22 protein-coding genes, 1 tRNA gene and 3 pseudogenes are annotated in these 26,586 nt (G+C 75.0%); 16 read left to right on the top strand and 10 right to left on the bottom strand.

From position 1 onward, the window contains the following. Positions 1 to 81: 81 nt before the first annotated feature. Together QQK45_RS20905 and QQK45_RS20900 are read right to left on the bottom strand one after the other, a co-directional pair. Positions 82 to 588: a biotin transporter BioY gene (locus tag QQK45_RS20905; protein ID WP_284294832.1), complete on the bottom strand. Its 507-nt coding sequence runs from the start codon at positions 586 to 588 to the stop codon at positions 82 to 84. 5 nt (positions 589 to 593) lie between these two features. Next, positions 594 to 716: a hypothetical protein gene (locus QQK45_RS20900; protein WP_284294831.1), complete on the bottom strand. Its 123-nt coding sequence runs from the start codon at positions 714 to 716 to the stop codon at positions 594 to 596. 303 nt (positions 717 to 1,019) lie between these two features. Here QQK45_RS20900 and QQK45_RS20895 point away from each other — a divergent pair, with 303 nt between their 5' ends. Continuing rightward, positions 1,020 to 1,331: a TrmO family methyltransferase domain-containing protein gene (locus QQK45_RS20895; RefSeq protein WP_284294829.1), complete on the top strand. Its 312-nt coding sequence runs from the start codon at positions 1,020 to 1,022 to the stop codon at positions 1,329 to 1,331. Between the two features lie 9 nt (positions 1,332 to 1,340). Here QQK45_RS20895 and QQK45_RS20890 read toward each other — a convergent pair. Further along, a tRNA-Arg gene (locus QQK45_RS20890) sits at positions 1,341 to 1,416 on the bottom strand. Between the two features lie 79 nt (positions 1,417 to 1,495). Here QQK45_RS20890 and QQK45_RS20885 point away from each other — a divergent pair. The 10 genes from QQK45_RS20885 (at position 1,496) to QQK45_RS20840 (ending at position 12,457) form a co-directional block, all read left to right on the top strand. Further along, the gene (locus tag QQK45_RS20885; RefSeq protein ID WP_284294828.1) at positions 1,496 to 3,247 is read left to right on the top strand and encodes a GTPase; all 1,752 of its coding nucleotides are present in this window, start codon (positions 1,496 to 1,498) and stop codon (positions 3,245 to 3,247) included. After that, positions 3,244 to 3,507, top strand: a complete 264-nt coding sequence (locus QQK45_RS20880) for a hypothetical protein (RefSeq protein ID WP_284294827.1) — start codon at positions 3,244 to 3,246, stop codon at positions 3,505 to 3,507. Before QQK45_RS20885 ends, QQK45_RS20880 begins: the two co-directional genes overlap by 4 nt. Further along, entirely contained in the window at positions 3,438 to 4,157 is a 720-nt protein-coding gene (locus tag QQK45_RS20875; protein ID WP_348525378.1) for a GTP-binding protein, read from the top strand. The genes QQK45_RS20880 and QQK45_RS20875 overlap by 70 nt, the downstream gene beginning before the upstream one ends. Further along, the gene (locus QQK45_RS20870; protein WP_284294825.1) at positions 4,154 to 4,783 is read left to right on the top strand and encodes a hypothetical protein; all 630 of its coding nucleotides are present in this window, start codon (positions 4,154 to 4,156) and stop codon (positions 4,781 to 4,783) included. Before QQK45_RS20875 ends, QQK45_RS20870 begins: the two co-directional genes overlap by 4 nt. A 90-nt stretch (positions 4,784 to 4,873) precedes the next feature. After that, complete coding sequence (locus QQK45_RS20865; protein ID WP_284294823.1) at positions 4,874 to 5,446, top strand: single-stranded DNA-binding protein; 573 nt, start codon at positions 4,874 to 4,876, stop codon at positions 5,444 to 5,446. 164 nt (positions 5,447 to 5,610) lie between these two features. Beyond that, positions 5,611 to 7,293, top strand: coding sequence for an energy-dependent translational throttle protein EttA (gene ettA / locus QQK45_RS20860; RefSeq protein WP_284294822.1), 1,683 nt, complete (start codon positions 5,611 to 5,613; stop codon positions 7,291 to 7,293). Positions 7,294 to 7,389: 96 nt separating this feature from the next. Next, complete coding sequence (locus tag QQK45_RS20855) at positions 7,390 to 9,324, top strand: dynamin family protein (RefSeq protein ID WP_284294821.1); 1,935 nt, start codon at positions 7,390 to 7,392, stop codon at positions 9,322 to 9,324. A gap of 361 nt (positions 9,325 to 9,685) precedes the next feature. Further along, positions 9,686 to 10,954 carry a P-loop NTPase family protein gene (locus QQK45_RS20850; protein ID WP_284294819.1) on the top strand — a complete coding sequence of 423 codons (1,269 nt, stop codon included), beginning with the start codon at positions 9,686 to 9,688 and terminating at the stop codon, positions 10,952 to 10,954. Between the two features lie 67 nt (positions 10,955 to 11,021). After that, a complete protein-coding gene (locus QQK45_RS20845) occupies positions 11,022 to 11,519 on the top strand; it encodes an acyl-CoA thioesterase (protein WP_284294818.1) in 498 nt (165 codons plus the stop codon). 20 nt (positions 11,520 to 11,539) lie between these two features. Further along, complete coding sequence (locus QQK45_RS20840) at positions 11,540 to 12,457, top strand: MOSC domain-containing protein (protein WP_284294817.1); 918 nt, start codon at positions 11,540 to 11,542, stop codon at positions 12,455 to 12,457. On the opposite strand, the gene QQK45_RS20835 is transcribed toward QQK45_RS20840, so the two are convergent. From QQK45_RS20835 to QQK45_RS20825, 3 genes are read right to left on the bottom strand one after another with little or no spacing between them, the layout of a single operon-like run. Next, positions 12,364 to 13,935 (bottom strand): SDR family oxidoreductase, encoded by a 1,572-nt coding sequence (locus tag QQK45_RS20835; RefSeq protein WP_284294816.1) that lies wholly within the window; start codon positions 13,933 to 13,935, stop codon positions 12,364 to 12,366. The two genes, QQK45_RS20840 and QQK45_RS20835, sit on opposite strands and share 94 nt — an antisense overlap. 21 nt (positions 13,936 to 13,956) lie before the next feature. After that, the gene (locus QQK45_RS20830; RefSeq protein WP_284294815.1) at positions 13,957 to 14,898 is read right to left on the bottom strand and encodes an acyl-CoA thioesterase; all 942 of its coding nucleotides are present in this window, start codon (positions 14,896 to 14,898) and stop codon (positions 13,957 to 13,959) included. Positions 14,899 to 14,900: 2 nt separating this feature from the next. Further along, complete coding sequence (locus tag QQK45_RS20825; RefSeq protein ID WP_284294814.1) at positions 14,901 to 15,299, bottom strand: globin; 399 nt, start codon at positions 15,297 to 15,299, stop codon at positions 14,901 to 14,903. A 102-nt stretch (positions 15,300 to 15,401) separates the two neighbouring features. Here QQK45_RS20825 and QQK45_RS20820 point away from each other — a divergent pair, with 102 nt between their 5' ends. Continuing rightward, positions 15,402 to 15,923 (top strand): PTS sugar transporter subunit IIA, encoded by a 522-nt coding sequence (locus QQK45_RS20820; RefSeq protein ID WP_284294812.1) that lies wholly within the window; start codon positions 15,402 to 15,404, stop codon positions 15,921 to 15,923. Between the two features lie 7 nt (positions 15,924 to 15,930). Here QQK45_RS20820 and QQK45_RS20815 read toward each other — a convergent pair whose 3' ends face one another. After that, positions 15,931 to 16,701, bottom strand: coding sequence for a mechanosensitive ion channel family protein (locus tag QQK45_RS20815; protein WP_284294811.1), 771 nt, complete (start codon positions 16,699 to 16,701; stop codon positions 15,931 to 15,933). Between the two features lie 165 nt (positions 16,702 to 16,866). Between QQK45_RS20815 and malQ the strand changes: the two are divergent. Continuing rightward, a pseudogene (gene malQ, locus QQK45_RS20810) lies at positions 16,867 to 19,079 on the top strand (4-alpha-glucanotransferase). 24 nt (positions 19,080 to 19,103) lie between these two features. On the opposite strand, the gene pepN reads toward malQ, so the two are convergent. Both pepN and QQK45_RS20800 read right to left on the bottom strand, forming a co-directional pair. Next, entirely contained in the window at positions 19,104 to 21,674 is a 2,571-nt protein-coding gene (gene pepN, locus QQK45_RS20805) for an aminopeptidase N (protein ID WP_284294810.1), read from the bottom strand. A gap of 814 nt (positions 21,675 to 22,488) precedes the next feature. After that, entirely contained in the window at positions 22,489 to 22,659 is a 171-nt protein-coding gene (locus tag QQK45_RS20800) for a hypothetical protein (RefSeq protein ID WP_284295155.1), read from the bottom strand. Between QQK45_RS20800 and QQK45_RS20795 the strand changes: the two are divergent. The 3 genes and pseudogenes from QQK45_RS20795 to QQK45_RS20785 all read left to right on the top strand — a co-directional run bounded on the left by QQK45_RS20795 (position 22,577) and on the right by QQK45_RS20785 (position 24,447). After that, a pseudogene (locus QQK45_RS20795) lies at positions 22,577 to 23,127 on the top strand (mycothiol-dependent nitroreductase Rv2466c family protein). The gene QQK45_RS20800 and the pseudogene QQK45_RS20795 overlap by 83 nt on opposite strands. Positions 23,128 to 23,252: 125 nt before the next feature. After that, entirely contained in the window at positions 23,253 to 23,861 is a 609-nt protein-coding gene (locus QQK45_RS20790) for a hypothetical protein (protein ID WP_284294809.1), read from the top strand. Positions 23,862 to 23,946: 85 nt separating this feature from the next. Then, entirely contained in the window at positions 23,947 to 24,447 is a 501-nt protein-coding gene (locus QQK45_RS20785) for a hypothetical protein (protein WP_284294808.1), read from the top strand. Between the two features lie 78 nt (positions 24,448 to 24,525). Here the strand turns inward: QQK45_RS20785 and QQK45_RS20780 are convergent. Continuing rightward, positions 24,526 to 26,579: pseudogene (locus tag QQK45_RS20780) on the bottom strand (M13 family metallopeptidase). Positions 26,580 to 26,586: the final 7 nt, after the last annotated feature.

The following is a 26,586-nucleotide window of genomic DNA, read 5'->3' as shown; positions in this document are numbered from 1 at the left end:
CGGCGGCGCCGGGCGCACCGTCGTGCCCGGCGCCGGCGCCGGTACCGGCGTCGGGCACGACGTTCGTGCGTCGGAGGAGGCTCACCGGCGGCGGGCTGCCGGCCCGGCCGGCGGGTAGGCGCGGACGACGGCGGCCACGACGAGCGCGGTGAGGACCGCCTTGATGAGGTCGCCCGGCAGGAAGACCCACGACCCTGTGATCGCGGTCCACAGCGGGATCCCGGCGACGGCCGCCGAGACGGGGATGCCGATCGCGTAGATCACGGCCACGCCGCCGACGATCGCGGCGCCGAACACCTTCGGCGCGGTGACGCGGCCGCGGATCCGGTCGACGAGCCAGCCCGTCGCCGCCGCACCGAGCACGAACCCGTACAGGTAGCCGGCGCTCGGACCCACGAACGGCTCGACGCCGCCCGTGCCGCCCGCCAGCACGGGGAGGCCGGCGAGCGCGAGCAGGAGGTAGGTCACGGCGGCCAGCGCGCCGCGCCACCAGCCGAGGAGCGCGCCGGCGAGCATCACGCCGAGCGTCTGCAGGGTGATCGGCGCGAGGGCCGAGCCGACCGAGATCGCCGGGGTCAGCGCGAGCACGCAGATCAGGGCCGCGAACGAGGCGATGCGGGCTGCGTCGGGTGCGGTGACGGCGAACCGGCGGGCTGCGGCGGGGGCGCGGGCTCGGTCGTGACGTCCGTGGTCGTGACGGGCTCGGTGGCGCTCATGGGTCTCCTGGGTCGCGGTCGGTTGGTGCGTCGTCGACAACTGTCCCGCATGGGCGGCCGCGGGGGAGCGCAGTTCGCGCGCGAGTTCGGGCCCGGTCGTTGGAGGCATCCGACAACACGCTGTCGGACTCCGACAAAACTGTGACGCCTGGCCCCGACCGTGCCCCCTTCGTACGCTGAGGCCATGCACGACGACCCGGCACGGCCCGCGACCGTCGAGCTGACCGTCCTCGGGCGGGTCTCCTCCGACCTCACCCGGCTCGACGACGCGCCCCGCCAGCCCGACGAGGGTGCGCCGCCCGCGTGGCTCGAGCTCGACCCCGCGCCGGCCCCGGCGGTCGCTGGGCTCGAGGCGGGGACGCCGTCGTCGTCGTCACCTGGCTGGACCGGGCGGACCGGTCGACGCTGGCGGTGCACCCGCGGGGAGACCTCGCTCGCCCGGTCCTCGGTGTGTTCGCGACCCGCTCCGCGGACCGACCCAACCCGATCGGGCTGCACACGGCGCGCGTCCTCGCGGTCGAGGGCGTGCGCGTCCGGGTCGATCATCTGGAAGCCGTCGACGGGACACCGGTGCTCGACCTCAAGCCCGCGCTCGGGCCCGTGGAGGGGCGTTGACGCCGTGGCTGGTGCCCCGAGCAGGACTCGAACCTGCAACCTACGGATTAGAAGGCCGTTGCTCTATCCATTGAGCTATCGAGGCGCGCGCCCATCGTAGTCACCCGCCGCGCTCCGGCGCGGCGCGGTTTGCGCTGGCGCGGTGAGCAGCAAAGATGATGGACGTGACCCAGCGACCACCGTCAGGCGCCGACCGAGGCGCGCCGGAGGCCGCCGAGGCGTTCACGCCCACCCTCTACGACGTCGTGCGCGACCTGCGCCGCGACGTGGCAGCGGTGCGTCTGCCGCTCGACCTGCCCGGACGCGCCGACGCCCTCGGCTCCCGCGAGCGCCTGCTCGGCCAGCTCGACCAGCACCTGCTGCCGCGGCTCAAGGAGCTGAGCGCGCCGGCGGTCGTCGTGGTGGCGGGCTCGACGGGTGCGGGCAAGTCGACGCTGTACAACTCGGTGCTGGGGGCCGAGGTCTCGCCGGCGGGCGTCCTGCGTCCCACGACGCGCGAGCCCGTGTACGCGCACCACCCGGCGGACGCGGACGTGGTGCCCGCGGAGGCACCGGTCACGACGCAGTCGCGTGTCGTGGCGAGCGAGGCGGTGCCCCGGGGGATCGCTCTGCTCGACGCACCCGACCTCGACTCCTTGGAGGAGTCGAACCGCGACACCGCCCGGCTGCTGCTCGAGGGTGCCGACCTGTGGCTGTTCGTCACGACGGCGGCCCGGTACGGCGACGCGCTGCCCTGGCAGACGCTCGAGCTCGCCACGGAGCGCGGCGCGAGCGTCGCGATGGTCCTCAACCGGGTGCCGCGCGACACCCTCCCGACGATCCGCGCGGACCTCATGGCGCGGCTGCGCGAGCACGGGATGGAGTCGACGCCGCTGTTCGTCGTACCGGACCTGGGACCCCACGAGGGCCTGCTCGACGACCCCGTGGTGGCGCCCGTGCGGCGCTGGCTCACGCTGCTCGCGGGCCGGGAGCGCTCGCGGTCCGTGGTGGTGCGTACGCTCCAGGGCTCGCTCGACGCGCTGCCCGCCTGGGTGGCACGGCTCGCGGAGGCGGTCGAGGCGCAGGTCGCGGCCGGCGCCGAGATCCGGTCGGCGGTCCGCGCGGCCCTGCCCGACGTGGCGGCCGCCGCGCGGCGCGGCGTCCTCGCGGGCGGCGTCGCGCACGGGTCGGTGGCGTCGGGCTGGGCGCAGCTCGCGCACGCGCGGGTCGACGCCGTCAAGGTGAAGGACGGCGTCGCCCGCTCCTCGAAGCGGGCCGGACGCAAGCGCGAGGCGGCGATCGAGCCGGTCCTCGCCGACCTGCTGGCGTCCGTCGGGCACACGTGGGAGAGCACGGCCGACGCGGCCGACGCCGCCCTGCAGGCGGCACTCACCGGGGACGGCGCCCCCGAGGGCGGCTCGGACGTCGCACCTCTCGTCAGCGAGGGCGCGCTCGATCGTCCGTCTCGGGCCCGCGCGGCGGCGAGCGCGTGGGAGGACGAGGCGACGTCCGCCGTCCGGGAGCTCACGGGCACCCGGGCCACGGCCGCCCGGCAGGCCTACGGCGACCGCGGCCTCGGGGCGCTCCTGCTGCTCGGGGCTGCGGGCCTCGACGACGCGGCGCGCGCGGCCGCGCGGGTCGTCGGCGACGACGCCGGCACGATCGTGGAGCGGCTCCGGGGCTCGCTCGCCGACCGGGTGGCGGCGGTCCCCGGCGCGATCGCGGAGGGCGTCCTCGCCCGCGTCGACGGCTCCCCGTTCGCCGACGACGCGGCGTCGGGTCTGCGCCTGCGCCGCGCCGAGCTCGTGCGGCAGACCCGCCACGCCCGCGCCATGCGGGGAGGCGGTGCTCGGACGCCGTCCGGCCCGGCCGCCGTCGGACGGGGAACGGGCCGCACGGCTGCGGCACCCACGCACGGGACGGAAGGAGCGGCATGACCGACGACGCCCGCCTGCGCGCGCGCACCGACGACCTCGAGAACGCGCTGCGGATCGCGCACGACCGGGTCGGCCCCGACGTGGTGTCCGACGTCGAGACCGCGGTCGGGTCGGTGCGCGAGCGGCTCGCGCTCGGCGTCGACCACACGGTCGTGGCGCTCGCCGGGGGACCGGCTCGGGCAAGTCGAGCCTGTTCAACGCGATCTCGCGGCTCACGTTCGCGGACGTCGGGGTCCGGCGTCCGACGACGGCCGAGGTGACCGCGTGCTCGTGGAGCGACGACGCCGAGCCGCTGCTCGACTGGGTCGGCGTGAGCCGGGAGCGCCGGATCACGCGCGAGTCGCTGCTCGACGGCGACGCCGAGGAGGGGCTGCGGGGGCTGGTCCTGCTGGACCTGCCCGACCACGACTCGATCCAGCCCGCCCACCGGCAGGTCGTCGACCGGGTCCTGCCGCTCGTGGACCTGCTCGTGTGGGTCGTCGACCCGCAGAAGTACGCCGACGACGCCCTGCACTCCGGCTACCTGCGCGAGTCCGTGGGCATGGAGGCGTCCATGGTCGTCGTGGTGAATCAGGTCGACACCATCCCCGAGGGGCGGCGCGAGTCGCTGCTCGCCGACGTGGAACGGCTGCTCGTCGAGGACGGCCTGCACGACGTCCCGGTGCTGGGCGTCTCGGCGCGCACGGGCGAGGGCGTGGGCGACCTACGCGACGTGCTCGAGCAGGCGGTCGCCCGCCGCTCCGTGGCCGCGGGACGGGCGGCGGCCGAGCTGGACCGTGCCAGCCGTGTCCTGCTCGACTCGACGCCGCCCGGCGCCCCGTGGGACGCGGACGCCGCGCTGCACGAGGAGGTCGGCGCGCTGGTGCAGGCCGTCGGGCTCGAGGGGTCGGCGCGCAGGTGCAGAGCGTGATCCGCCGCGGCTACGGCCGTCCGGAGTTCGGGGAGATCCAGACCGACGCCGTCGCCGGCTCCCGGTCGCGCTGGCTCGCCCGGGCCGGCAAGGGGCTGCGACGCGGGTGGGCCGACGCGCTCGCGTCCGGGCTCGCGACGCCGAGCGAGATCGTCCTCGCGTGCCGGCGCGAGCTCGAGACGATCCCGCTCGACACACGGGGGCCGTCGTCCGCGCGGCCGCTGCGTCGCACGGCGCTCGTCCTGCTCGTCGTGGCGCTCGTCGCCGGTGTGATCGCGGTCCTCGCGAGCCTGCACGTGATCCACGTCGGCGAGCCCTTCGGCGAGGTGCTCGCCATCGTCGCGGTCGCGGCGGTGGTCGTCGCGCTCGCCCTGCTCCTCGTGGCGCTGCGCACCCGCCGCACCCTCGCCCGACGGCGCCGCGAGGCCGTCGTGCGGTCGGGACGGATGGCGCTCGAGCGGGTCGTGCGGGGTGGGCTGCTCGCACCGACGGAGCGCATCCTCGGGCAGCGCGACGAGGTGCGCCGGCTCGCCGGACTCGCGCAGGACGCCCCGCGCGGAGCCCCGCTCACCGCGGCGCGAGGACTACCCACAGTCGCCGTCGAGGCCGAGTCGTCCACACCCTGAGGTCGCGGCCCGCCGCGGGGACGGCACCGGGCGGCACGCTGTGCGGGACGGGGCCGGCGACGGGCCGCCCCACGACCCGAGGAGACAGCGATGAGCGAGGCCCTGACGACCCTGACCGGATTCGTGGGCGACGACCCGCGCCAGTTCGTGTCCGCGACCGGCACGTCCTTCACGACGTTCCGGATGGCGACGACGCGACGGTTCTTCGACCGGACCAAGGGCGAGTGGGTCGACGGGCAGACCCTCTGGTTCACGGTCAAGTCGTGGCGCGACATGGCCCGCAACGTGGCGGAGTCGCTGCGCAAGGGCGAGCCCGTGATCGCGACGGGCGTGCTCGGCGTGGACGAGTGGATCAGCCCCGACGGGCCGCGGACCTCCCTCGTGCTCGAGGCGCGCGCCGTCGGCCACGACCTGTCGCGCGGGCAGGCGCGGTTCGCGCGGACCATCCACCGGGCCGCGCCGGACGAGCGCGACCGGACCGCCTCAGCGGCCGAGGGGCCGGCCGACGCCGCGCAGGCCGAGCCGCCGCTCGCGGACGACCCCTGGGCGGCGGGCCTGCCGGCGCTCGCGGACGACCTCGAGGCGACGGGCGAGCACACGAACGAGGCGGGCCGTGCCGGAGCGGGCGACGAGGAGCTCGAGCCGCTCGGGGCGAGCGCGTAGCACCTGGTGGCAGGCGTGGAGCGCGGCGCGGCGCCCCGACCGCGTAGGCTGGTGGGTCGCGGGCGCCCGGCCCGCGCCGGGCAGGCTCCCAGGAGCCGTCCCGGTGCCGCGGCGGGCGGCGCCCCTCGTCCTCCCGAACGATCGTGACAGGCGGAACACATCCGGTGGCTGAGTTCATCTACTCCATGTACAAGGCGCGCAAGGCGCACGGCGACAAGGTCATCCTCGACGACGTGTCGCTCAACTTCCTGCCCGGCGCCAAGATCGGCGTCGTGGGCCCCAACGGGGCGGGGAAGTCGACGATCCTCAAGATCATGGCGGGGCTCGACCAGCCGTCGAACGGCGAGGCCCGGCTGTCGCCCGGGTACTCGGTCGGCATCCTGCTGCAGGAGCCCCCGCTCAACGAGGACAAGACCGTCCTCGGCAACGTCGAGGAGGGCGTCGCCGAGATCAAGGGCAAGCTCGACCGGTTCAACGAGATCTCGAACCTCATGGCCGAGCCCGACGCCGACTTCGACGCGCTCATGGCCGAGATGGGCACCCTCCAGGAGGCCATCGACGCCGCCAACGCGTGGGACCTCGACTCGCAGCTCGAGCAGGCCATGGACGCGCTGCGCTGCCCGCCGCCCGACGCCGACGTCAAGCTCCTGTCCGGTGGCGAGCGCCGCCGCGTCGCCCTGTGCAAGCTCCTGCTCGAGCAGCCCGACCTGCTGCTGCTGGACGAGCCCACCAACCACCTCGACGCCGAGTCGGTGCTGTGGCTCGAGCAGCACCTCGCCGGCTACCCGGGCGCCGTCCTCGCAGTGACCCACGACCGATACTTCCTCGACCACGTCGCGGAGTGGATCTGCGAGGTCGACCGTGGGCGCCTGTACCCGTACGAGGGCAACTACTCGACGTACCTGGAGAAGAAGCAGGCGCGCCTCGAGGTCCAGGGCAAGAAGGACGCCAAGCTCGCCAAGCGCCTCAAGGACGAGCTCGAGTGGGTCCGGTCCAGCGCGAAGGGCCGCCAGACCAAGTCGAAGGCCCGCCTGGCCCGCTACGAGGAGATGGCGGCCGAGGCCGAGCGGACCCGGAAGCTCGACTTCGAGGAGATCCAGATCCCGGCCGGTCCGCGCCTCGGCGGCGTGGTCGTCGAGGTCAAGGACCTCGAGAAGGGCTTCGACGACCGCACGCTCATCGACGGGCTGTCGTTCACGCTGCCCCGCAACGGCATCGTCGGCGTCATCGGCCCGAACGGCGTCGGCAAGACGACCCTGTTCAAGACGATCGTCGGTCTCGAGCCCGCGGACGGCGGCGAGGTCAAGGTCGGCGACACCGTTCAGATCTCGTACGTCGACCAGTCGCGCGGCGGCATCGACCCCAAGAAGACGCTGTGGGAGGTCGTGTCCGACGGCCTCGACTTCATCAAGGTCGGCAACACCGAGATCCCGTCGCGCGCGTACGTCGCGTCGTTCGGGTTCAAGGGCCCGGACCAGCAGAAGCCGGCCGGCGTGCTGTCGGGTGGTGAGCGCAACCGCCTCAACCTGGCGCTCACGCTCAAGCAGGGCGGCAACCTGCTGCTCCTCGACGAGCCGACCAACGACCTCGACGTCGAGACCCTCGGCTCGCTCGAGAACGCGCTGCTCGACTTCGCGGGCTGCGTCGTCGTGACGAGCCACGACCGGTGGTTCCTCGACCGCATCGCCACGCACATCCTGGCGTGGGAGGGCACGGACGAGAACCCCGCGAGCTGGTACTGGTTCGAGGGCAACTTCGCGGCCTACGAGGAGAACAAGGTCCAGCGCCTCGGCGCCGACGCCGCCCGGCCGCACCGCGTGACGTACCGCAAGCTCACGCGCGACTGACGCAGGCGAGCCCACGAGAGGCCCGACCCGGATCCGTCCGGGCCGGGGCTCTCGTGCACCCGGGCGGGGGACGGCCGCCTCGGGCAGACTGGCGGCATGAGCAGCGACGACGCAGGCGCCGAGGCGCGTCTCGCCGCGGCCGTCACGGCCGCGCGAGAGGTGCTCGACGCGGCCTCGTTCCCGCTCGCCACCGACGACGCGGCGGACGCCCGGGCCACCCGGAGCGAGCTCCTCGGCCAGCTCGACGACTACCTGCTGCCGCGGCTCCGGTCGCGCGACGCGCCGCTGCTCGCGGTCGTCGGCGGGTCGACGGGTGCGGGCAAGTCGACGCTCGTCAACGCGCTCGTGGGCCAGGTCGTGAGCGCGCCCGGCGTCCTGCGCCCGACGACGCGCGCCCCCGTGCTCGTCCACCACCCCCTCGACGCGGCGTGGTTCACGTCGGACCGCGTGCTGCCGGGGCTGTCCCGCGTGCGGGTCGACCGGCCCGGGAGCCCCGTCGCTGCGCCGTCGGACCCGGGACCCCGCGCGCTGCGCCTGGTCGCGAGCGACCGCGTGCCGCGCGGCCTCGCGCTCGTCGACGCCCCCGACGTCGACTCGGTCGCGACCGAGAACCGCGAGCTCGCGCACCAGCTCCTCGCGGCGGCCGACCTGTGGGTGTTCGTCACCACCGCCGCCCGGTACGCCGACGCGGTGCCCTGGGACCTGCTCGCGGCCGCGGGGCGCCGTCGGGCGCAGGTCGCGCTGGTGCTCGACCGCGTCGACCCGGGTGCCGAGGCCGTGGAGGCCGACCTCGCCCGCCTCGCCGAGGCCGAGGGGCTCGGCGCCGCGCGCATCTTCCTGGTCCCCGAGACGGCGCCGGACGAGGACGGTCTCCTGCCCGAGCGGGTCGTCGCGCCCCTGGCGCGATGGCTGACCCGCCTCGCGGCGGACGAGGGCGCGCGCCGCGGCGTCGTCGACGCGACGCGCGACGGCGTCGTCGACGACCTCGTCCGGCGGCTGCGCGGGCTCGCCCAGCCGGCGTCCGCGCAGACGGCCGCGGACGCGGAGCTGCGCCGCGCGGTCGACCGCCCCTACGAGGACGCCGCGCGGGGCCTCGTCGAGGCGACCGCGGACGGCAGCCTGCTGCGCGGCGAGGTCCTGGGCCGCTGGCAGGAGCTCGTCGGCGGGAACGAGCTGTTCGCGGGCTTCCAGCGGGCGGTGGGCCGGGCGCGCGACCGGGTCGCCGCGTTCTTCCGGGGCAGGTCCGAGGCGGTCCCGCGGCTCGAGCGGGCGATCGGCTCGAGCCTCGAGGGCCTCGTGCTCGACGCCGCGGAGACCGCGGACCAGCGCGCCGCCGCGGCCTGGCGCGGCACGTCCGCCGGGCGCGCGCTCGTCTCGGGACCGGACGGCGCCGTCCCGCCGACCGCGCACGGCGCCCTGCGCGAGCGGACGGCGGCCGAGGTGCGGGCGTGGCAGGAGGACGTGCTCGCGCTCGTCCGCGACCGGGGCGCCGCGAAGCGCGGGACCGCGCGAGCCCTGTCGCTCGGTATCAACGGCGTGGGCGCGGTCCTCATGGTCCTGGTCTTCGCGTCGACCGCCGGCCTCACGGGTGCCGAGCTGGGGATCGCGGGCGGCACGGCCGCGGCCTCCCAGGCGGTGCTGTCGGCCGTGTTCGGCGACGAGGCCGTCCGGCAGCTCACCCGCGCCGCGCGGGACGCGCTCGAGGCCCGCGTCCGTGCGGTCCTCGCGGCCGAGGCGGACCGCTACCTGGCCGTCCTCGACGCCCTGGGTGCCGCCGACGACGCCGGGCCGGGTCTGCGCACGGCCGCGGACGACGTCGAGCGCGCGGCCCGGGACGAGCGCACGGCGCGAGCGACGGATGTGGAACCGGAGGCCGGTGCGGCGCCGCGTGCCGTCGTCGGCGGGCTGCGCGGCGCGGACCTCCCCGAGGAGGAGCCGCGCGGCGGCGCTGCCGGGGACGAGGCCGGGGGCTCGAGGGAGCGGGGCCGCGGCGGGTTCTGGCGCCGCGTCCTGCGGGGCGGCCGGACGTGAGCCCGCGTCGCCGCGGGGCCGCGCTGGGCCTGCCGCAGCGGGCGAGCGCGCTCGAGGCCGCGCGCCAGGCCGGAACCGGGCGCCTGGACCCCGATCTCCTCGCCCGGGTCGACGCGGTGCTCGGCGGCAGCCGGGCGCGCGCGGCGCTGTCGAGCGAGCACACCGTGGTCGCGCTCGCGGGCGCGACCGGCGCGGGCAAGTCGTCGCTGTTCAACGCGCTCGCGGGCGGCGACGTCCAGGACGTCGGGGTCCGGCGCCCCACGACGTCCGACGCGGCCGCCTGGGTGCGGGGCGGGGAGCCGGCCCGCTGCTCGACTGGCTCGGGGTGCGCGAGCGGCACGAGGCCGCCGACCCCGCCAGCATGTCCCCGGTCGGGGCGCCCGGGCTGCCCGACGCCCCCGAGGGCCTCGTGCTCCTGGACCTCCCGGACCACGACTCGGTCGTGGTCGAGCACCGGGAGCGGGCCGAGCGCCTCGTCGAGCGCGCCGACCTGCTCGTGTGGGTGCTCGACCCGCAGAAGTACGCCGACGCGGCGCTGCACGAGCGGTACCTGCGCCCGCTCGCCGGCCATGCAGACGTCATGGTGCTCGTCCTCAACCAGGTCGACCGGCTCGCGCCCGCCGACGCCGCCGCCTGCCTCGCCGACGTCCGGCGGCTCGCGCGCGAGGACGGCCTGGGCGACGTCCCGGTGCTCGGGGTCTCGGCGCGCACCGGCGCCGGTCTCGCCGAGCTGCGCGAGCTGCTGGCCGACGCCGTCCGACGGCGCGAGGCCGCGACCGCCCGCCGCACGGCCGACGTCCGGGCGGTCGCGCGCGACGTCCTCGCGGCGTGCGGGGACGACCTGCCGGACCGCGCGTCGCGCACCGCCCAGGCCGAGCTGCACCGTGCGCTCGAGGCCGCGGCGGGGGTCGACACGGTCGTCGACGCGGTCCGGGCGTCGGCGCTCAAGCGGGCGCGCGCCGCGACGGGGTGGCCCGTGACGCGCTGGCTCGGTCGCCTGCGCCCCGACCCGCTGCGGAGGCTGCGCCTCGACGGCCCGGACCGCGACCCGGACCTCGTGCGCTCGTCGCTCCCGTCGCAGGCGCCGGCGGTCGCCGCCCAGGCGCGCGTCGCCGTCCGGGGCTTCGTGCGGACCGTCACGCAGGGTGCGCCCGAGGCGTGGGCGCGCGCGGTCGACCAGCGGGCCGCCGACGCCGTCGCGAGCCTGCCCGACGCGCTCGACCGCGCGGTCGTCGCGACGCGGCTGTCCGCGGCCCGCCCTCCTCGCTGGTGGCGCGCCGTCGACGTCGTGCAGTGGGTGCTGCTCGGGGTCGCGGTGCTCGGTCTGCTCTGGCTCGGCGTGCTCGCGGCCCTCGGGTACCTGCAGCTCCCGCGCCCCGGCACCCCCACGTGGCACGGGATCCCGGTGCCGACGGGGCTGCTCGTCGCGGGCGTCGTCGCGGGCCTGCTGCTCGCGCTCGTCGCGCGCGGGCTCGCCGGGCTCGGGGCGCGCCGTCGGGCGCGGGTCGCCCGGTCGCGGCTGCGGGACGCGGTCGCGAGCGTCGCGGACGAGCGCGTGCGGCTCCCGGTCGGGGAGGAGCTCGCGGCGCTGTCGACGTGCCGCGCGTCCGCGGCGATCGCGGCGTCGTGAGGATCACACCCGCCCGGCGGGCGGCCTGCCTCGGACCGGGCGGTCCGCGGCGGTAGGTTCGGGAACCATGACCCGACTGCACGTCCCCGTCTCGCTGCGCTGGTCCGACCTGGACGCCTACCAGCACGTCAACAACGTCGAGATGTTCCGGCTCCTCGAGGACGCCCGCATCACCGCCTTCTGGCAGCACCCCGGCGCTGGAGAGGACGCGTGGCCGACGGCCGTCATCGAGAACGGCCCCGGCGCCTCGTCGCACACGTTCGTGGCACGCCAGGAGATCGAGTACCTGCGCCCCCTCGCGTTCACGCGCACGCCCGTCCGGGTCGAGATGTGGATCGGGAAGATCGGCGGCGCGAGCCTCGAGGTCTGCTACGAGGTGCACGACGGCGCAGCCCGGTTCGAGCGCGTCGGCCCGACCACCGGCGGCGAGCCGTACGCGCGGGCCGCGACGACGATCGTCGTGGTCGACGCCGCGAGCGGGCGCCCGCGCCGCATCTCGCCCGACGAGCGCGCCGCGTGGGAGCCGTTCGTCGAGGAGCCGATCGCCTTCCGGCGGCGCGGGTGAGCGGCGCGGCGAGCCCTCCGATGCGGGTCGCGTCGCTGCACGTCTACCCCGTCAAGGGCTGCCACCGGATCGACCTGGACGAGGCCGTCGTCGAGCCGTGGGGGCTGGCGGGGGATCGGCGCTGGCTGACGGTCGACGCGGACGGGAAGCTCGTGAGCCAGCGCGAGGTGCGCGCGCTGGCGACGGTGCGCCCGCGCCTCACCGGTGCGGGCGTCCGGCTCTCCGCGCCGGGTCTCGAGGACCTCGACGTCGGGGCGGTCCCCGGTCCGCCCGTCGAGGCGGACGTGTGGGGCAACCGGTTCCAGGCCACGTCGTGCGGGCCCGAGGCGGACGCGTGGCTCTCCCGGGTGGCCGGCCGGGAGCTGCGGCTCGTGTGGATGGACGACCCGACGCGCCGGCCCGTCGAGCAGGGCTGGTCTCAGCCCGGCGACGTCGTGAGCGCCGCCGACGGGTACCCGTTGCTGCTCGCGAGCGCGTCGTCGCTCGACGCGCTCAACGGGTGGATCGCGGCGGAGTCCTCACCCGACGAGGTCGTTCCGATGACGCGGTTCCGCCCGAACGTCGTGGTCGAGGGCGCGCCCGCGTGGGCGGAGGACGCGTGGACCGGGCGTCGGCTGCGCGTCGGCGACGTCGTGCTGCGGGTCGCCAACCCGTGCGCGCGCTGCGTCATGACGACGACCGACCAGGAGTCGGGGAGCGTCGCCGCGAGCCCCTGCGCACGCTGGCGCGGCACCGCAACGTCGACAAGCAGCTCCTGTTCGCCGTCAACGCCATCCCGGACGGCCCCGGCGTGCTGCGCGTGGGCGACGAGGTCGCGCTCGTGGACTGACGCGCCGGACGTGGCTCAGCCGTGCGCCCGCCGGGCCGCCTGGGCGGCGACGTTGCGCTGCATCCCGCCGAAGACGATGCCGTGGAACGGCTTGACCGACCACCAGTAGAGCTGGCCGAGCAGGCCGTGCGGCGAGAACAGCGCGCGCTGGGCGAAGTAGGTGCGGCCCGGCCCCGCCGCCGCCTCGGGCCCCGGGCCGGCGACGTCGGGCGTGCGCTCCGCGAGCTCCTCGGCGGCGGTGTCGACGCGCAGCTCGAGCCACGCCAGTCCGGGCAGGCGCATCTCGGCGCGCAGCAGCACCCGCCTGCCCGGCTCGATCGCCTCCACCCGCCAGAAGTCGAGGGCGTCGTCCACCCGGAGGTGGTGCTCGTCGCGTCGGCCGCGGCGCAGCCCCGGTCCGCCGGCGAGGCGGTCCATGAGGCCTCGGACGCGCCACGCGAGCGACCACGAGTACCAGCCCCGGTGGCCGCCGATCTCCTCGATGACCCCCCACAGCACATCGGCGGGAGCGTCCACGACGGTCCGCCGCTCGTCGACGTAGAACGAGCCGCCGGACCAGTCGGGGTCGGTCGGCAGCGGGTCGCTCGGTGCGCCCGGCAGTGCCGCGGACGACCACCGGGTGGTGACCTCGCCGTCGTGGATCCGCCGCAGCGCCAGCTCGATCGCCCGCTCGACGCCGACGAGCCCTTCGGGCGGGTCGGGCACGAGGGCGCGGACGTCGTGCTCGCGGCACACCGTCTCGTGCTCGAGGGACTCGACGAGCGGCTTCGCGATCCCGGCGGGGACGGGCGTCACGAGCCCGACCCAGAGGCTGGACAGGCGCGGGGTGAGGACCGGGACGGGGACGATGAGGCGGCGCGGCAGCCCGGCGACCCGCGCGTACGTCTGCATCAGCTCGCCGTACGTCAGGACGTCGGGCCCGCCGACGTCGAACGTGCGTGAGACGTGGGCGGGCATGTCCGCGCTGCTGACGAGGTAGCGCAGCACGTCGCGCACCGCGATCGGCTGGATCCGGTTCGCGACCCAGCGCGGCGTCGTCATGACGGGCAGTCGTTCGGTGAGGTAGCGGACCATCTCGAACGAGGCCGAGCCGGAGCCCAGGATCACGGCGGCCTGGAGGACCGTCGTCGGGACTCCGGAGGCGAGGAGGATCTCTCCGACCTCGCGCCGGCTCGCTAGGTGCCGCGACAGCGCCACACCCGACGGCGCCAGGCCGCCCAGGTAGACCACGCGCCCGACCTCGGCCTCGCGTGCGGCCTGTCCGAACGTGCGCGCGAGGTGCCGGTCGCGGGCCTCGAAGTCGCGCCCGGAACCCAACGAGTGGACCAGGTAGTAGGCCACGTCGACGCCCTCGAGCGCGGTGCTCAGCTCGTGGGGGTCGCCCACGTCGCACCGGACCAGCTCGACGTCGTCCGCCCACTCGCGCCCGGCCAGGCGTGCGGGGTCCCGTGCGAGCGCACGGACCCGGAAGCCGGCGGCCAGGAGCTCGGGGACGAGCCGGCCGCCCACGTAGCCCGTGACACCGGTCACGGCGGCGAGCCGTGGTGTCGGCGTGCGGGCGGCTCCGGTCGGGGGTGTCGAGGTCATCCCCAGTCTTGCCCGGGTGCCTCAGCTAGGCACCGGCAGCCGGACCATGCCCTCCTGGCTCATCGACGCCACCAGCACGCCGTCCCGCGTGAACACGCGCGCGGACGCGAGCCCCCGGCCGCCCTGCGCGCTCGACGCCTCCTGCTCGAACAGCAGCCAGTCGTCGACGCGCACGTCGCGGTGCCACCACATCGCGTGGTCCAGGCTCGCCATCGACAGGCCCGGGCTCGACCACGCGTGCCCGCTGACCCGCAGGACGGGCTCGAGCATGAGCTGGTCGCACGCGTACAGGAGCAGGGCGCGGTGCAGGAACTGGTCGTCCGGGACGGAGCCGCGCGAGCGGACCCAGACGTGCTGCCGGTCGGAACGCTCGGCCGCGGGGCCGAGGAACAGCGCGCCTTCGACGTGCCGTACCTCGAACGCGGAGTCGTGCGACCAGTGCCGCGCCTGCGGGTGGTCGATGCGGCCCAGCGTCTCGAGCGCTCCCGGGACGTCCTCGGGCGGCGGCACGTCCTTCGGCGCCGGCGCCTGGAACTCGATGCCGTCCTGCTGCTCCTGGAACGACGCGATCATCGACAGGATCGGCCGGCCGTGCTGGATGGCGTGGGTGCGGCGCGCGCTGAACGAGCGGCCGTCGCGCAGCCGCTCGACCGTGAGGTCCACCGGGACGTCGAGGTCGCCCGCCCGCAGGAAGTACCCGTGCAGCGAGTGGGGGAGCCGGGTGCCCGTGCCGTCGCCGTCGGGCCCGCCGACCGTCCGCCACGCCGCGGTGAGGGCCTGGGCGAGCACCTGGCCGCCGTACACGCGGCCGTTCGGCTGGTGGAGGGTCTCGCCCGTGAACAGGTCGTCGCCGACGTTCGCGCCCGAGCCGGCCTCCGTGACCGTGCCGTGCGCCGTGACATCGAGCACGTGCAGCAGGTGGGCGAGCCGGGCGGTGCCCTGGTCGCGCGTGGTGTCGGCCACGGCTACTCCTCGAAGGTGTTGACGAGCGAGTGGGCGGCGCGTTCGAGGTAGTCCCACAGCGTGGCCTCGTGCAGCGGCGACAGGTCGAGCGCGTCCACGGCCCCGCGCATGTGGGCCAGCCAGCGGTCCCGCGCGTCCGGGTTGACCTTGAACGGCGCGTGCCGCATGCGCAGGCGCGGGTGACCGCGGGTCTCGGAGTACGTCGTCGGGCCGCCCCAGTACTGCTCGAGGAACATCGTCAGGCGCTGCCGCGCGGGCCCGAGCTCCTCCTCGGGGTACAGGGGGCGCAGGACCTCGTCGGTCGCGACGCCCTCGTAGAAGACGTCCACCAGCCGGACGAAGGTCTCATGCCCGCCGACCTCGTCGTAGAAGGAACCGGGGGTGGTCGGTGCAGCGCTCACCGCCCTAGTATCGCCGGTGCGGGGGCCCGTTCTGCGTTCCCCCGGCGCGCTCGGCCGGCGCGGTCTAGGGTGGGCGAGGTTCACCACGAGACGGGAGGCTGCATGACGTCGCCGCACGAGGACGTCGTCGCTGTCGTCCCCGCGACCCGCCTCGTCCTGTCGGCCCCGCTCGACGGCATCGTGCACGCCCTCGAGGACGTGCCCGACCACGTGTTCGCGGCCGGGATCGCCGGCCCGGGCGTCGCGATCGAGCCGGACCGTCCCGTGCACGGGCCCGCCCTCGCGCACGCACCCGTCGCGGGCCGGCTCGTCACACTCTTCGCCCACGCGTTCGCGGTCGAGCCGTCACCCGGGACGACGGTCCTCGTCCACCTCGGCATCGACACGGTCCGGCTCGCGGGTGAGGGCTTCGCTCTGTACGCGGCGGAGGGCGAGGAGGTCGCGCAGGGCGACCCGGTCATCGGCTGGGACCCCGACGCCGTCGAGGCGCGCGGGCTGGGCGTGCTGTCGCCGGTCGTCGCGCTCCAGGCCGAGCCCGGCAGCGTCGAGCTCCTCGTGCAGCCGGGACGGCGGGTGACCGCGGGCACCCCGCTGCTCGCCTGGACGCTCGCCGCGGCGGCGTAGCGCGGGGCTACGCGGAGACGAGCGTCACGTCGGCGTCGCGCAGCTCGTCGCGCACGGCGAGACGCAGGGCCCGCTGCACGTCCCACTGCATCGCGGGGCGCGTGCGCACCGAGACCGAGAGCTGGACGCCGTCGGCGGTGATCGCATCGCCGACCTCGACCGTCGGCGGCTCGAGGAAGGCGCCGCCGAGGACGGCGTCGGCCTGGACCGAGTCGACCGCGCGCCGGACCGCGGCCTGCGCCGCGCCGAGGTCCGCGTCCGCCGCGACGACCACGGGCACGACGGCGTTGGCCCACTCCTGGGTCTGGTTCCCGACGCGGGCGATGTCGCCGTTGCGCAGGTACCAGAGGGTCCCGGCCGCGTCGCGCACCTTCGTCACGCGGAGCGCGACCTCCTCGACCGTGCCGTGGACGACCCCGAAGTCGACCGTGTCCCCGACGCCGTACTGGTCCTCCAGGAGCATGAACGTGCCCGACAGGAAGTCCTTGACCAGGCTCTGCGCGCCGAAGCCGAGCGCGACGCCGACGACCCCCGCGGACGCGATGAACGGCGCGAGATCGACGCCCAGGTCGCCCAGCACGAGCAGGACCGCGATCGTCCCGACGACGATCGAGGCGGTCGACCGGAGGACGGTACCGAGCGTGCGGGCCCGCTGGGCGCGCCGCTCGGCGACCACGGGGTCGACCTTGAGCAGGCCGCCGGTCAGAGACTCGGACTGGTAGCCGCGCGCGATCTTGTCGATGGTCCGGTGGATGAGCCAGCGGAACAGCACGAGCACCAGGATCGAGACGACGATCGTGATCGCGATCCGCAGCGGGACGCCGACGAACCAGTCCCACCACTGCGACGGGTCCGGCGGGGGAGCGGGCCGAGGTCGGTCGGGGACGGGCTCGGCGTCGGCGTGGTGGCGGCGTGGAGCATGGCCCCAGGGTAGTGGGCCGCCATGAGCACTTGCCGGGCGCGCCGGGCCACGTCGAGGCAGGTCGGCGACCGTTCTGGCAGGATCGCGAGTGTGAGCGACTCGTCCACCCCTGCCCCGGCCGGCGCGGCGCCCCTGCGCGAGCTCGCGGAGGCGTACGGCGTCGCGTCGGAGTACTGGAGCTTCTTCGGCGAGCGGGTCGTCGTCCCCGACGAGACCCTGCGCGCGGTGCTCGGCGCCCTCGGCGTGCCCGCGACGACGCCCGACCTCGTGCGCGTGCACCTCGCGCACCGCCGTGACGACCCGTGGCGTCGCATGCTGCCGGCGTCCGTCGTCGCCCGGCAGGGTCGGACGACGCCGTTCCCCGTCCACGTGGACCACGGCGAGCCCGTCGAGGTGTGGCTCGAGCTCGAGGACGGCGGCCGCCTCGATCCGCCCCAGGTGGACCGGTTCGTGGAGCCTCGCACGGTCGACGGGCGCCTCGTGGGTGAGGCGACCTTCGAGATCCCGGTCGACGCGCCGCTCGGCTGGCACGTGCTGCACGCCACGAGCGGGACGCGGACCGCGCACGCGACGCTCGTTGTGACGCCCGACCGGCTCGAGCTGCCGGACCTTGGCCCCGACGGGCGCGCGTGGGGCCTCATGGCGCAGCTCTACTCGGTGCGCTCGCGTCAGTCGTGGGGGTCGGCGACCTCGCCGACCTCGCGGACCTGGCCTGGCTCGCGGCCCGCCGCGAGGGCGCCGACTTCGTGCTCGTGAACCCGCTCCACGCGGCCGAGCCGTCGGCGCCCCTCACCCCTCCCCGTACCTGCCGACCACCCGGCGGTTCGTCCACCCGCTGTACATTCGCGTCGAGGACGTCCGCGAGACGGCTTACCTGTCGGCTGCGGACCGGTCGCTCGTCGAGTGGTCGTTCGACACCGTGCGCGACCTCGACACCGACCCCGGGCCGATCGACCGCGACACCGCGTGGGGCGCCAAGCGCTCGGCGCTCGAGGTCGTCTTCTCCCAGCCCCGCTCCGCCGCGCGCGACGCCGCGTTCGCCCAGTTCCGCGCCGACCAGGGCAAGGGGCTCGAGGACTTCGCGCTGTGGTGCGCGCTCGTCGACCACTACGACGGCGCCGAGTGGCCCGAGGAGGCGCAGGACCCCGCGAGCCCGCTCGTCGCGCAGCTGCGCCGTGAGCTCGCCGACCAGGTCGACTTCTGGTGCTGGCTGCAGTGGATCGCCGACGAGCAGCTCGCCCACGCGCAGGAGCAGGCCACGGGCGGCGGGATGCGGATCGGCGTCATGCACGACCTCGCCGTCGGCGTCCACCCCTTCGGGGCCGACCGGTGGGCGCAGCGCGGGGCGCTCGCCGCGGGCGTCGGCGTGGGCGCCCCGCCCGACATGTACAACCAGCAGGGGCAGAACTGGTCGCAGCCGCCGTGGAACCCGCTCGAGCTCGAGCGGCTCGGCTACGCGCCCTACCGAGACATGCTGCGCGGCGTCCTGCGGCACTCGGGCGGCCTGCGCGTCGACCACATCCTCGGCCTGTTCCGGATGTGGTGGGTCCCCGAGGGCACGACGCCCGACCAGGGCACGTATGTGCGCTTCGACCACGAGGCGCTCGTCGGGATCCTGTGCCTCGAGGCGCAGCGCGCCGGCGCGCTCGTCGTGGGGGAGGACCTGGGCACGGTCGAGCCCTGGATCCGCGACTACCTGGCCGACCGCGGCGTGCTCGGGACGTCCGTCCTGTGGTTCGAGAAGACCGACGACGGCGCCCCCGCGCGCCCGAGGACTACCGGGCCGCGACCCTCACGAGCGTCACGACGCACGACCTGCCGCCGACCGCCGGGTACCTCGCGGGCGAGCACGTCGAGCTGCGCGACCGCCTGGGGCTGCTCACGGAGCCCGTCGAAGAGGTCCGGCGTGACGCGCGCCGCGAGCGCGAGGCGATGGTGCGGGCGCTGAGGTCCCGCGGCCTCGTCGGCGACGAGCCCTCCGAGCGCGAGCTCGTCGAGGCACTGCACCGGTACGTCGCGCAGAGCCCTGCGGCGCTCGTCGGGGTGTCGCTCGCCGACGCGACGGGGAGCGGCGCGCCCAGAACCAGCCCGGCACCGACCAGGAGTACCCGAACTGGAAGGTGCCGCTCGGCGACGCGTCGGGCCGGCCCGTGCTGCTCGACGACCTGTTCGACTCGGCCCGGCTGCAGTCGCTGCTCCAGGTCGTCGACGAGGCCGTCCACCCGGAGGACTGAGCCCCCGGGCGGACGGCCTCCGCCTCAGGCGCGGGTGTCGGCCGCCTGCGCGGCGAGCGCGCGCTCGGTCGCGGCGAGGTTCTCGGTGACCAGGCGCCGCAGCGCCGGAGGCGCGTCGACGTTCGCGTCGAGCCACGCCTGGCCGGCGTCGCGCAGCGTCGCGTTCGCGAGCGGCGCCGGGTACAGGCCGTGGATGATCTGGTCGGCCATGTGGTAGCTGCGCTGCGTCCACAGCGGGACGAGCGCGGCGAAGTACGGCTCGACGAGGCCCTCGAGGACGGCCGGGTCGGTCACGTGCGTGAACCCGAGGCCCGTCGCGCGGACGATCGCGTTCGGCGCGTCCGTGCTGTCGACGAGCCGGTCGAACGCCGCACGCTTCGCCTCGGCCGTCGGGGTCGCCGCCGTCGCGCGCGCGGCGGCCTGCTGGCCGTTCGCGGTGTTGTCGGACGCGAGCGCCGCGTCGACCTCCGCCTGGTCCGCCCGGCCCGTCACGACGAGGCCCTCGAGGAGCTCCCAGCGCAGGTCGGTGTCGATCTCGAGGCCGTCGAGACGCGTCTGGCCGTCGAGGAGGGCGCGCAGCACCTCGGCGTGCGCGTCCGTGCCCGCGACGTTCGCGAACGACTTCACGAACTGGAACTGCGCGTCCGAGCTGGCCTCGGCCGCCTGCGCGAGCTCCCACAGCGCGTCGCCCACGTGCACGAGCGTCTCGGCGCGCCGCTCCGGTGCCACGTACGACGACGCCGCGAGCGCGAGCTGGCCGAGCGTCGTCCGGATCGTGGTGGACTCCGTCTCGGTGGCGATGTTGCCGAGGACGAGGCGCACGTAGTCGCTCGCCGGCATCTCGCCGTCGCGCGTCGCGTCCCACGCGCTGCCCCACACGAGCGACCGTGCGAGCGGGTCCTCGATCTTCGCGAGGTGCTCGATCGCCGTCGCGAGCGACACGTCGTCGAGGCGGATCTTCGCGTACGCGAGGTCGCCGTCGTTCACGAGGACCAGGTCGGGGCGGGCGACGCCCACGAGCTCCGGGACGTCCGTGCGCTCGCCGTCGACGTCCAGCTCGACGCGGTGCGTGCGCACCAGACGCTGCTCGTCGCCCTCGCCCACCAGGTCGTAGAAGCCGACCGCCAGGCGGTGCGGGCGCAGCGTGTCGTGGTCCGCGGGCGCCGTCTGCACGACCACGAACTCCGAGACCACGCCGCCCACCGACGACTCGACCTCCGGGCGCAGCGTGTTCACGCCCGCCGTCTCGAGCCACAGGCCCGACCAGCCCGACAGGTCGCGGCCGCTCGTCGCCTCCAGCTCGACCAGCAGGTCGCGCAGCTCCGTGTTGCCGTGCGCGTGCTTGCGGAAGTAGTTCCCGACCCCCGCGAAGAACGCGTCCACGCCCACCCACGCGACGAGCTGCTTCAGCACCGACGCGCCCTTGGCGTACGTGATGCCGTCGAAGTTGACCTGCACGTCCTCGAGGTCGTTGATCGTCGCCACGATCGGGTGCGTCGACGGGAGCTGGTCCTGCCGGTACGCCCACGTCTTCTCCATCGCGTTGAACGTCGTCCAGGCGCCCGTCCACTCCGTGGCCTCGGCCGTGGCGATCGTCGACGCCCACTCCGCGAACGACTCGTTCAGCCACAGGTCGTTCCACCACTTCATGGTGACCAGGTCGCCGAACCACATGTGCGCGAGCTCGTGCAGGATCGTGACGACACGGCGCTCCTTCACCGCGTCCGTCACCTTCGACCGGAACACGTACGTCTCGGTGAACGTCACCGCGCCCGCGTTCTCCATCGCGCCCGCGTTGAACTCCGGCACGAAGAGCTGGTCGTACTTCGCGAACGGGTACGGGACCCCGAACTTCTCCTCGTAGTAGGCGAAGCCCTCGCGCGTCTTGTCGAACACGTAGTCCGCGTCCAGGTAAGGCGCCAGCGACTTGCGCGCGTACACGCCGAGCGGGATCGGCCGGCCGTCCGACGACGTCAGCTCGCTGTGCTCCGACACGTACGGCCCCGCCACCAGGGCGGTGATGTAGGACGAGATGACCGGCGTCGGCTCGAACGTCCACGTCGCGGCGTCCTCGCGGCCGGCACCTGCCGGCGTCGGCTCGGGCGTCGGGGAGTTGCTCACCACCGCCCACGACGACGGCGCCGTCACCGTGAACGCGAAGGTCGCCTTCAGGTCGGGCTGCTCGAAGACCGCGAACATCCGCCGCGAGTCCGGCACCTCGAACTGCGAGTACAGGTACACCTCGCCGTCCGCCGGGTCCACGAACCGGTGCAGGCCCTCGCCCGTGTTCGTGTACGCGCAGTCCGCGTCCACCACGAGCTCGTTCGTGGCCTCCAGACCGTCCAGCGCGATCCGCGAGTCCGCGAACACCGTCGCGGGGTCCAAGGAGCGGCCGTTCAGCGTGACCGCGTGCACCGTCGGCGCCACCAGGTCCACGAACGTGCTCGCCCCCGGCGTCGCGTCGAACCGGATCGTCGTCGTCGAGCGGAAGGTCGTCGGGCCGGTCGTCAGATCCAGCACGACGTCGTACGAACGGGACTGCACCACCCCCGCGCGCTCCGTAGCTTCGACACGGGTGAGGTTCTCTCCGGGCACGGACGACTCCTTCGTAGCAAGCGGTCGGTCGCGCGCGGGCCGGGTGCGGTGCGCGCGAGCGGCGCGGCGGGTGGGCCGCAGCCACGGTCGATCATCCCACGCTGCTCGGAGGGGACCGAAGGGATTCGCCGACGGTGACGCCCTGTTCGCCGACGGTGACGTGGTGACGTGTCGTGGTCGGGTTCGCGGGTGGGTGCGGCGAGGTGGTTCGGGCTGTCGTGCTGCGGCCCTGGGGGCCGTGCGCACTCCTTGACGCCCTTCACCGCCTCCCCGCACCCACCCGCACGGCCGTCGTCTCCCCGTGTCCGCGTCGTCGGGATCGCTCGTCCGGTCACCGTCGTCGGCCCTCCCTCACCGCGAGTCAGCGCGTTTCGTTCGAGTCAGCGGGGAATTCGCGCTGACTCGGGTGATTCGCGCTGACTCGGCGGCGTCTGGGTCCCTTGGGGCCGGGACGTGAGCTGTCGTGAGCTGCCCCCAGCGGTCACGACCGCCGCGAGAGGTCAGGATCGGCGTCGAGCTCGCCTCGAGGCCGCCGATCGCGACCTCTCGTGCCGGGCGGCGCCGTCGGGCGGGGCGAGCATGCGATGACGCACGGTCGCCCGTGCCGACCATGGGGTTATGCCCCTTTTCGGCGTTGAAAGGTGCCTGTTCGTATGGTCGGCGGGCGGAGCCGCCCGACCGGACCACGGGCGCGCCCGTCGGCACCCTCGGTGAACCCTGCGTCGTCGACGGACGGAATAGGGAGATGCGGTGGGGGTGTTGCGAGCGTTGCGGGTGGCTCGGACGCCGCCCGCGACCATCCCACACATCTCACTCAGCGAGGAGCCCCCGTGACCGAGACCCAGGCCGCGACCACCACGACCGCCGACTTCTGGTTCGACCCCGTGTGCCCCTGGGCCTGGATGACCAGCCGGTGGATCGGGGAGGTCGAGCAGGTGCGTGACGTGCAGGTGCGGTGGCACGTCATGAGCCTCGCGGTGCTCAACGAGGGACGGGACCTGCCGGAGAGCTACCGCGAGCTGATGGACAAGGCGTGGGGCCCTGTCCGCGTCGTGATCGCGGCCCAGGCCGAGCACGGCGACGACGTCGTGAAGCCCTCTACGACGCGATCGGCACCCGGCTGCACCCGGGCGGACGCAAGGACTACGACGCCGTGGTCCGCGAGGCCCTCGCCGAGGTCGGCCTGCCCGAGTCGCTGGCCGACGCCGCGACCACCGACGCCTACGACGACCGCCTGCGCGCCTCGCACGCCGACGGGATCTCGCGCGTCGGCGAGGACGTCGGCACCCCGGTCGTCGCGTTCGGCGACGTCGCGTTCTTCGGTCCGGTGGTGACGCCCGCCCCGAAGGGCGAGGCTGCGGGCCGGCTGTGGGACGGTGCCGTGCTCGTCGCCTCGACGCCCGGCTTCTTCGAGCTCAAGCGCACCCGCACCCAGGGGCCCGTCTTCGACTGATCCGCCCGAGGTGTCCCACCCGTCGACGCCCACCGGTCGGTACCACTTGTCCGGTAGCGACCATTTGGCGTCGGCGGGTGGTCGCGTGTCATGCTGCCCGGTGACCCCGCCAGGAAGGAGCGTGGATGTCGGGCACCGACCCCACCACCCCGCACCCGACCGAGTCCGGCGTGCCCGTGCCCAAGCCGCCGGCACCGCCGGCGGCCGTGCCACCGGCACAGCGCCCCGCGCCCGCCGTGCACGTCGCCGGGTCGGCGCAGGCCGCCCCCGACGACGCCCCCACGAGCCTCATGCCGGCGCTCGGAGCGCCGACGCCGCCGGCCACCCACGACAGGGCTGACGCCACCCGTGTCGCCGCCCCGCTGCGGCCCGTCCCGGGCGACTCCGACCCGACCCGCTACCTGTCGCCGACGACGAACCCCGCACCGTCCGCCGCCCCGGTCCCCACCCGGACGCCGTCGTACTCGGCGCGCCGTGCGCCGGCGACGCCGCCCGCCGGGCCGTACGGGGGCTGTACGCCGACCCGCTGGCGGTCCACGTCGGGACCGTGCCGTACCCGGGCGCGCAGGACGACGCCCAGGCGACCTGGGTCGCCGGGCAGATCTCCGCGCCCCCGCCCCCGCCGCAGCCACGCGACCTTCGGCGCCCCGGCCCGTCGCCCCGTCGTCGGCACCCCGGGTCGCGGCCCCCTCGGCGCAGCCCGCGGCGGGGGTCCCGCCGTCGCCTGTCGGTGACGCCCAGCCGGAGCCGACCCCTGCCGCGCCAGGGCAGCCCGCTCCTCGCCGCGCCACGGCCGCGCTCGGTCGTCCGGAGCCGCGGGTGATGGTGCTGGGCGGCGTCGTCGGCGTGCTGGTGGTCGTGGCGTTCGTGCTCGGGTTCACCCTGTTCGGCGGCTCGGACAGCCCCGCGGCCACGCCGTCGGCCGGCGCCTCGTCGAGCGCGGGGACCGGGACAGCCGCCCAGCCCGTCGTCTCGGAGCAGTTCGCGTCGCCGAGCAGGAACATCTCCTGCACCGTGACGGCGTCCGAGGCCACGTGTGGGATCGCGAGCCTCGCCAAGAAGCCGACCCCGGTCGAAGGGTGCGACGGCACCGTGGGCTACGTGGCGAAGGTCGCGGCCGACGGGACCGTGACCACGCCGTGCGTCCCGCGCGGCGGCAAGCCGAAAGCCGCGGCGAAGTCGGTCCACGTGCTCGACTACGGCGAGTCGGTGACCGTGGGCAAGCTCGCGTGCACGAGCTCGGAGACCGGCGTCCGGTGCCTCGACAAGTCCACCGGCAAGGGCTTCACGATCGCGCGCGCTGGCATCGGCGGCGTCTGAGCGCCCCCGCGCCCGGACGCGGACGCCCGGCTCCGACGTCGTCGGGGCCGGGCGTGCGCGTTCACGGGCGCGTGCGCGTCACCAGATCCGCACGCGATCCGCGGGGTCGAGGTAGAGGGCGTCCCCGGGCGCCACGTCGAACGCCTCGTAGAACTCGCCCACGTTCCGCACGACCCCGTTGCAGCGGAACTCGTCGGGGAGTGCGGGTCCATCGACAGGCGGCGGCGGACCTCCTCGTCGCGGCCCTTGGTGCGCCAGACCTGCGCCCAGCCGAGGAACACCCGCTGGAGCGCCGTCAGCCCGTCGATGACGGGAGCCCGCTCGGCGGCGCCGTCGAGCGAGCCCTCCGGGTCGCCGGTCACCGCGATGCGGTAGGCCGTGATCGCGATCGAGAGCCCGCCGAGGTCGCCGATGTTCTCGCCGATCGTGAGACCGCCGTTGACGTGGGGGCCGTCGGGTCCGAGCTGCTGCGGCACGAACGCGTCGTACTGGGCGATCAGGGCGGAGGTCCGCTTCTCGAACTCGGCCCGGTCCTCCTCGGTCCACCAGCTCTCGAGCCGGCCGGCGCCGTCGTACTTGGAGCCCTGGTCGTCGAACCCGTGCCCGATCTCGTGCCCGATGACGGCGCCGATGCCGCCGTAGTTGACGGCGTCGTCGGCGTCGGGGTCGAAGAAGGGCGGGCGCAGGATCGCCGCCGGGAAGACGATCTCGTTCATGCCCGGGTTGTAGTAGGCGTTGACGGTCTGCGGCGTCATGAACCACTCGTCGCGGTCGATCGGCTTCCCGATCTTGCCGAGCTCGCGGTCCTGCTCGAAGGCGTTCGCCCGGCGGACGTTCCCGACGAGGTCGTCGCGCTCGACGACGAGGCTCGTGTAGTCGCGCCAGCGCGCCGGGTAGCCGATCTTCGGGGTGAACGCGTCGAGCTTCGCGAGGGCCTTGACGCGGGTCTCCTCGCTCATCCAGTCGAGCCCGCTGATCGACGCCCGGTAGGCCTCGACGAGGTTCCCGACGAGCTCGTCCATGTGGGCTTTGTGCGCGGGCGGGAAGTGCCGCTCGACGTAGACCTTGCCGACGGCCTCGCCCAGCGCTCCCTGGACGACCGCGACGCCGCGCTTCCAGCGGTCGCGGACCTGCTCGGTGCCCTGGAGCACGCGGCCGTAGAACGAGAAGTTCTCCTGCACGAACGCGTCCGACAGGTAAGGAGCACGGGCCGAGGCGACGTGGAACGCCGCCCACAGCTTCCAGTCCTCGAGCGGGGCGTCCTGCCACACCGTGGCGAAGCCCTCGAGGAAGCTCGGCTCCCGGACGACCAGCCGGTCGAACGCGCCGTCCGGCACCTCGAGCGCGTGCGCCCAGGCGTCCCAGTCGAAGCCCGGGACGGTTCGCGCGAGCTCGGCCCAGGTCGTGGCGTTGTACGTGAGGTCGGCGTCGCGGTCCTTGACGACGTCCCAGTGGTGCGAGGCGAGCGCCGTCTCGAGCCCGAGGACGCGCGCGCCGGCGTCGGCCTGCGCGGTCTCGTCGGTGTCGGCGCCCAACGAGCCGGCGAGCGCCAGCAGCCGCCCGACGTGCGCCGCGTACTGCGCACGGATCTCCGCGTACTGGTCCTCGCGGTAGTAGGCCTCGTCCGGCAGGCCCAGGCCCGACTGGGTGAGGTGCACGACGTAGCGCTCGGGGTCCTTGGCGTCGTTGTCGACGAAGAACGCGACGGCGGACAGCGCACCGGTGCGCTGGAGCGCGCCGAGCGCACCCGTGAGCTCGGCCTGCGTCGTCGCCTCGGCGACGAGGTCGAGGTCGGTGCGCAGCGGGGTCGCACCGAGGCCCTCGACGGTCTCGGTGTCCATGAACGAGGCGAACAGGTCGCCGACCTTGCGCTCCTCGGCCGACGACGCGGTGCCGTCGCCCGAGCCGGCGGCGGCGTCCTGGATGATCTCCCGGACCTGCTCCTCGGCCTCGTCGAAGAGGCGGCGGAACGTGCCGTCCATCGCGCGGTCGGCCGGGATCCGGTGAGACGAGATCCAGCGCCCGTTGACGTGGCGGTACAGGTCGTCCTGGGGTCGGGTGGCGGGGTCCAGTCCGTCGAGCTCGATGCCCGACGGCGCCGCGCCCGCGGTGGGAGTGGTGTCGGTCGTCATGCGCACA

Source organism: Luteimicrobium album, assembly GCF_030161555.1.
Classification (GTDB): domain Bacteria; phylum Actinomycetota; class Actinomycetes; order Actinomycetales; family Cellulomonadaceae; genus Luteimicrobium; species Luteimicrobium album.
Note: the sequence above shows the minus strand (reverse complement) of the source record. Positions and strands in the feature narration are given on the sequence as shown.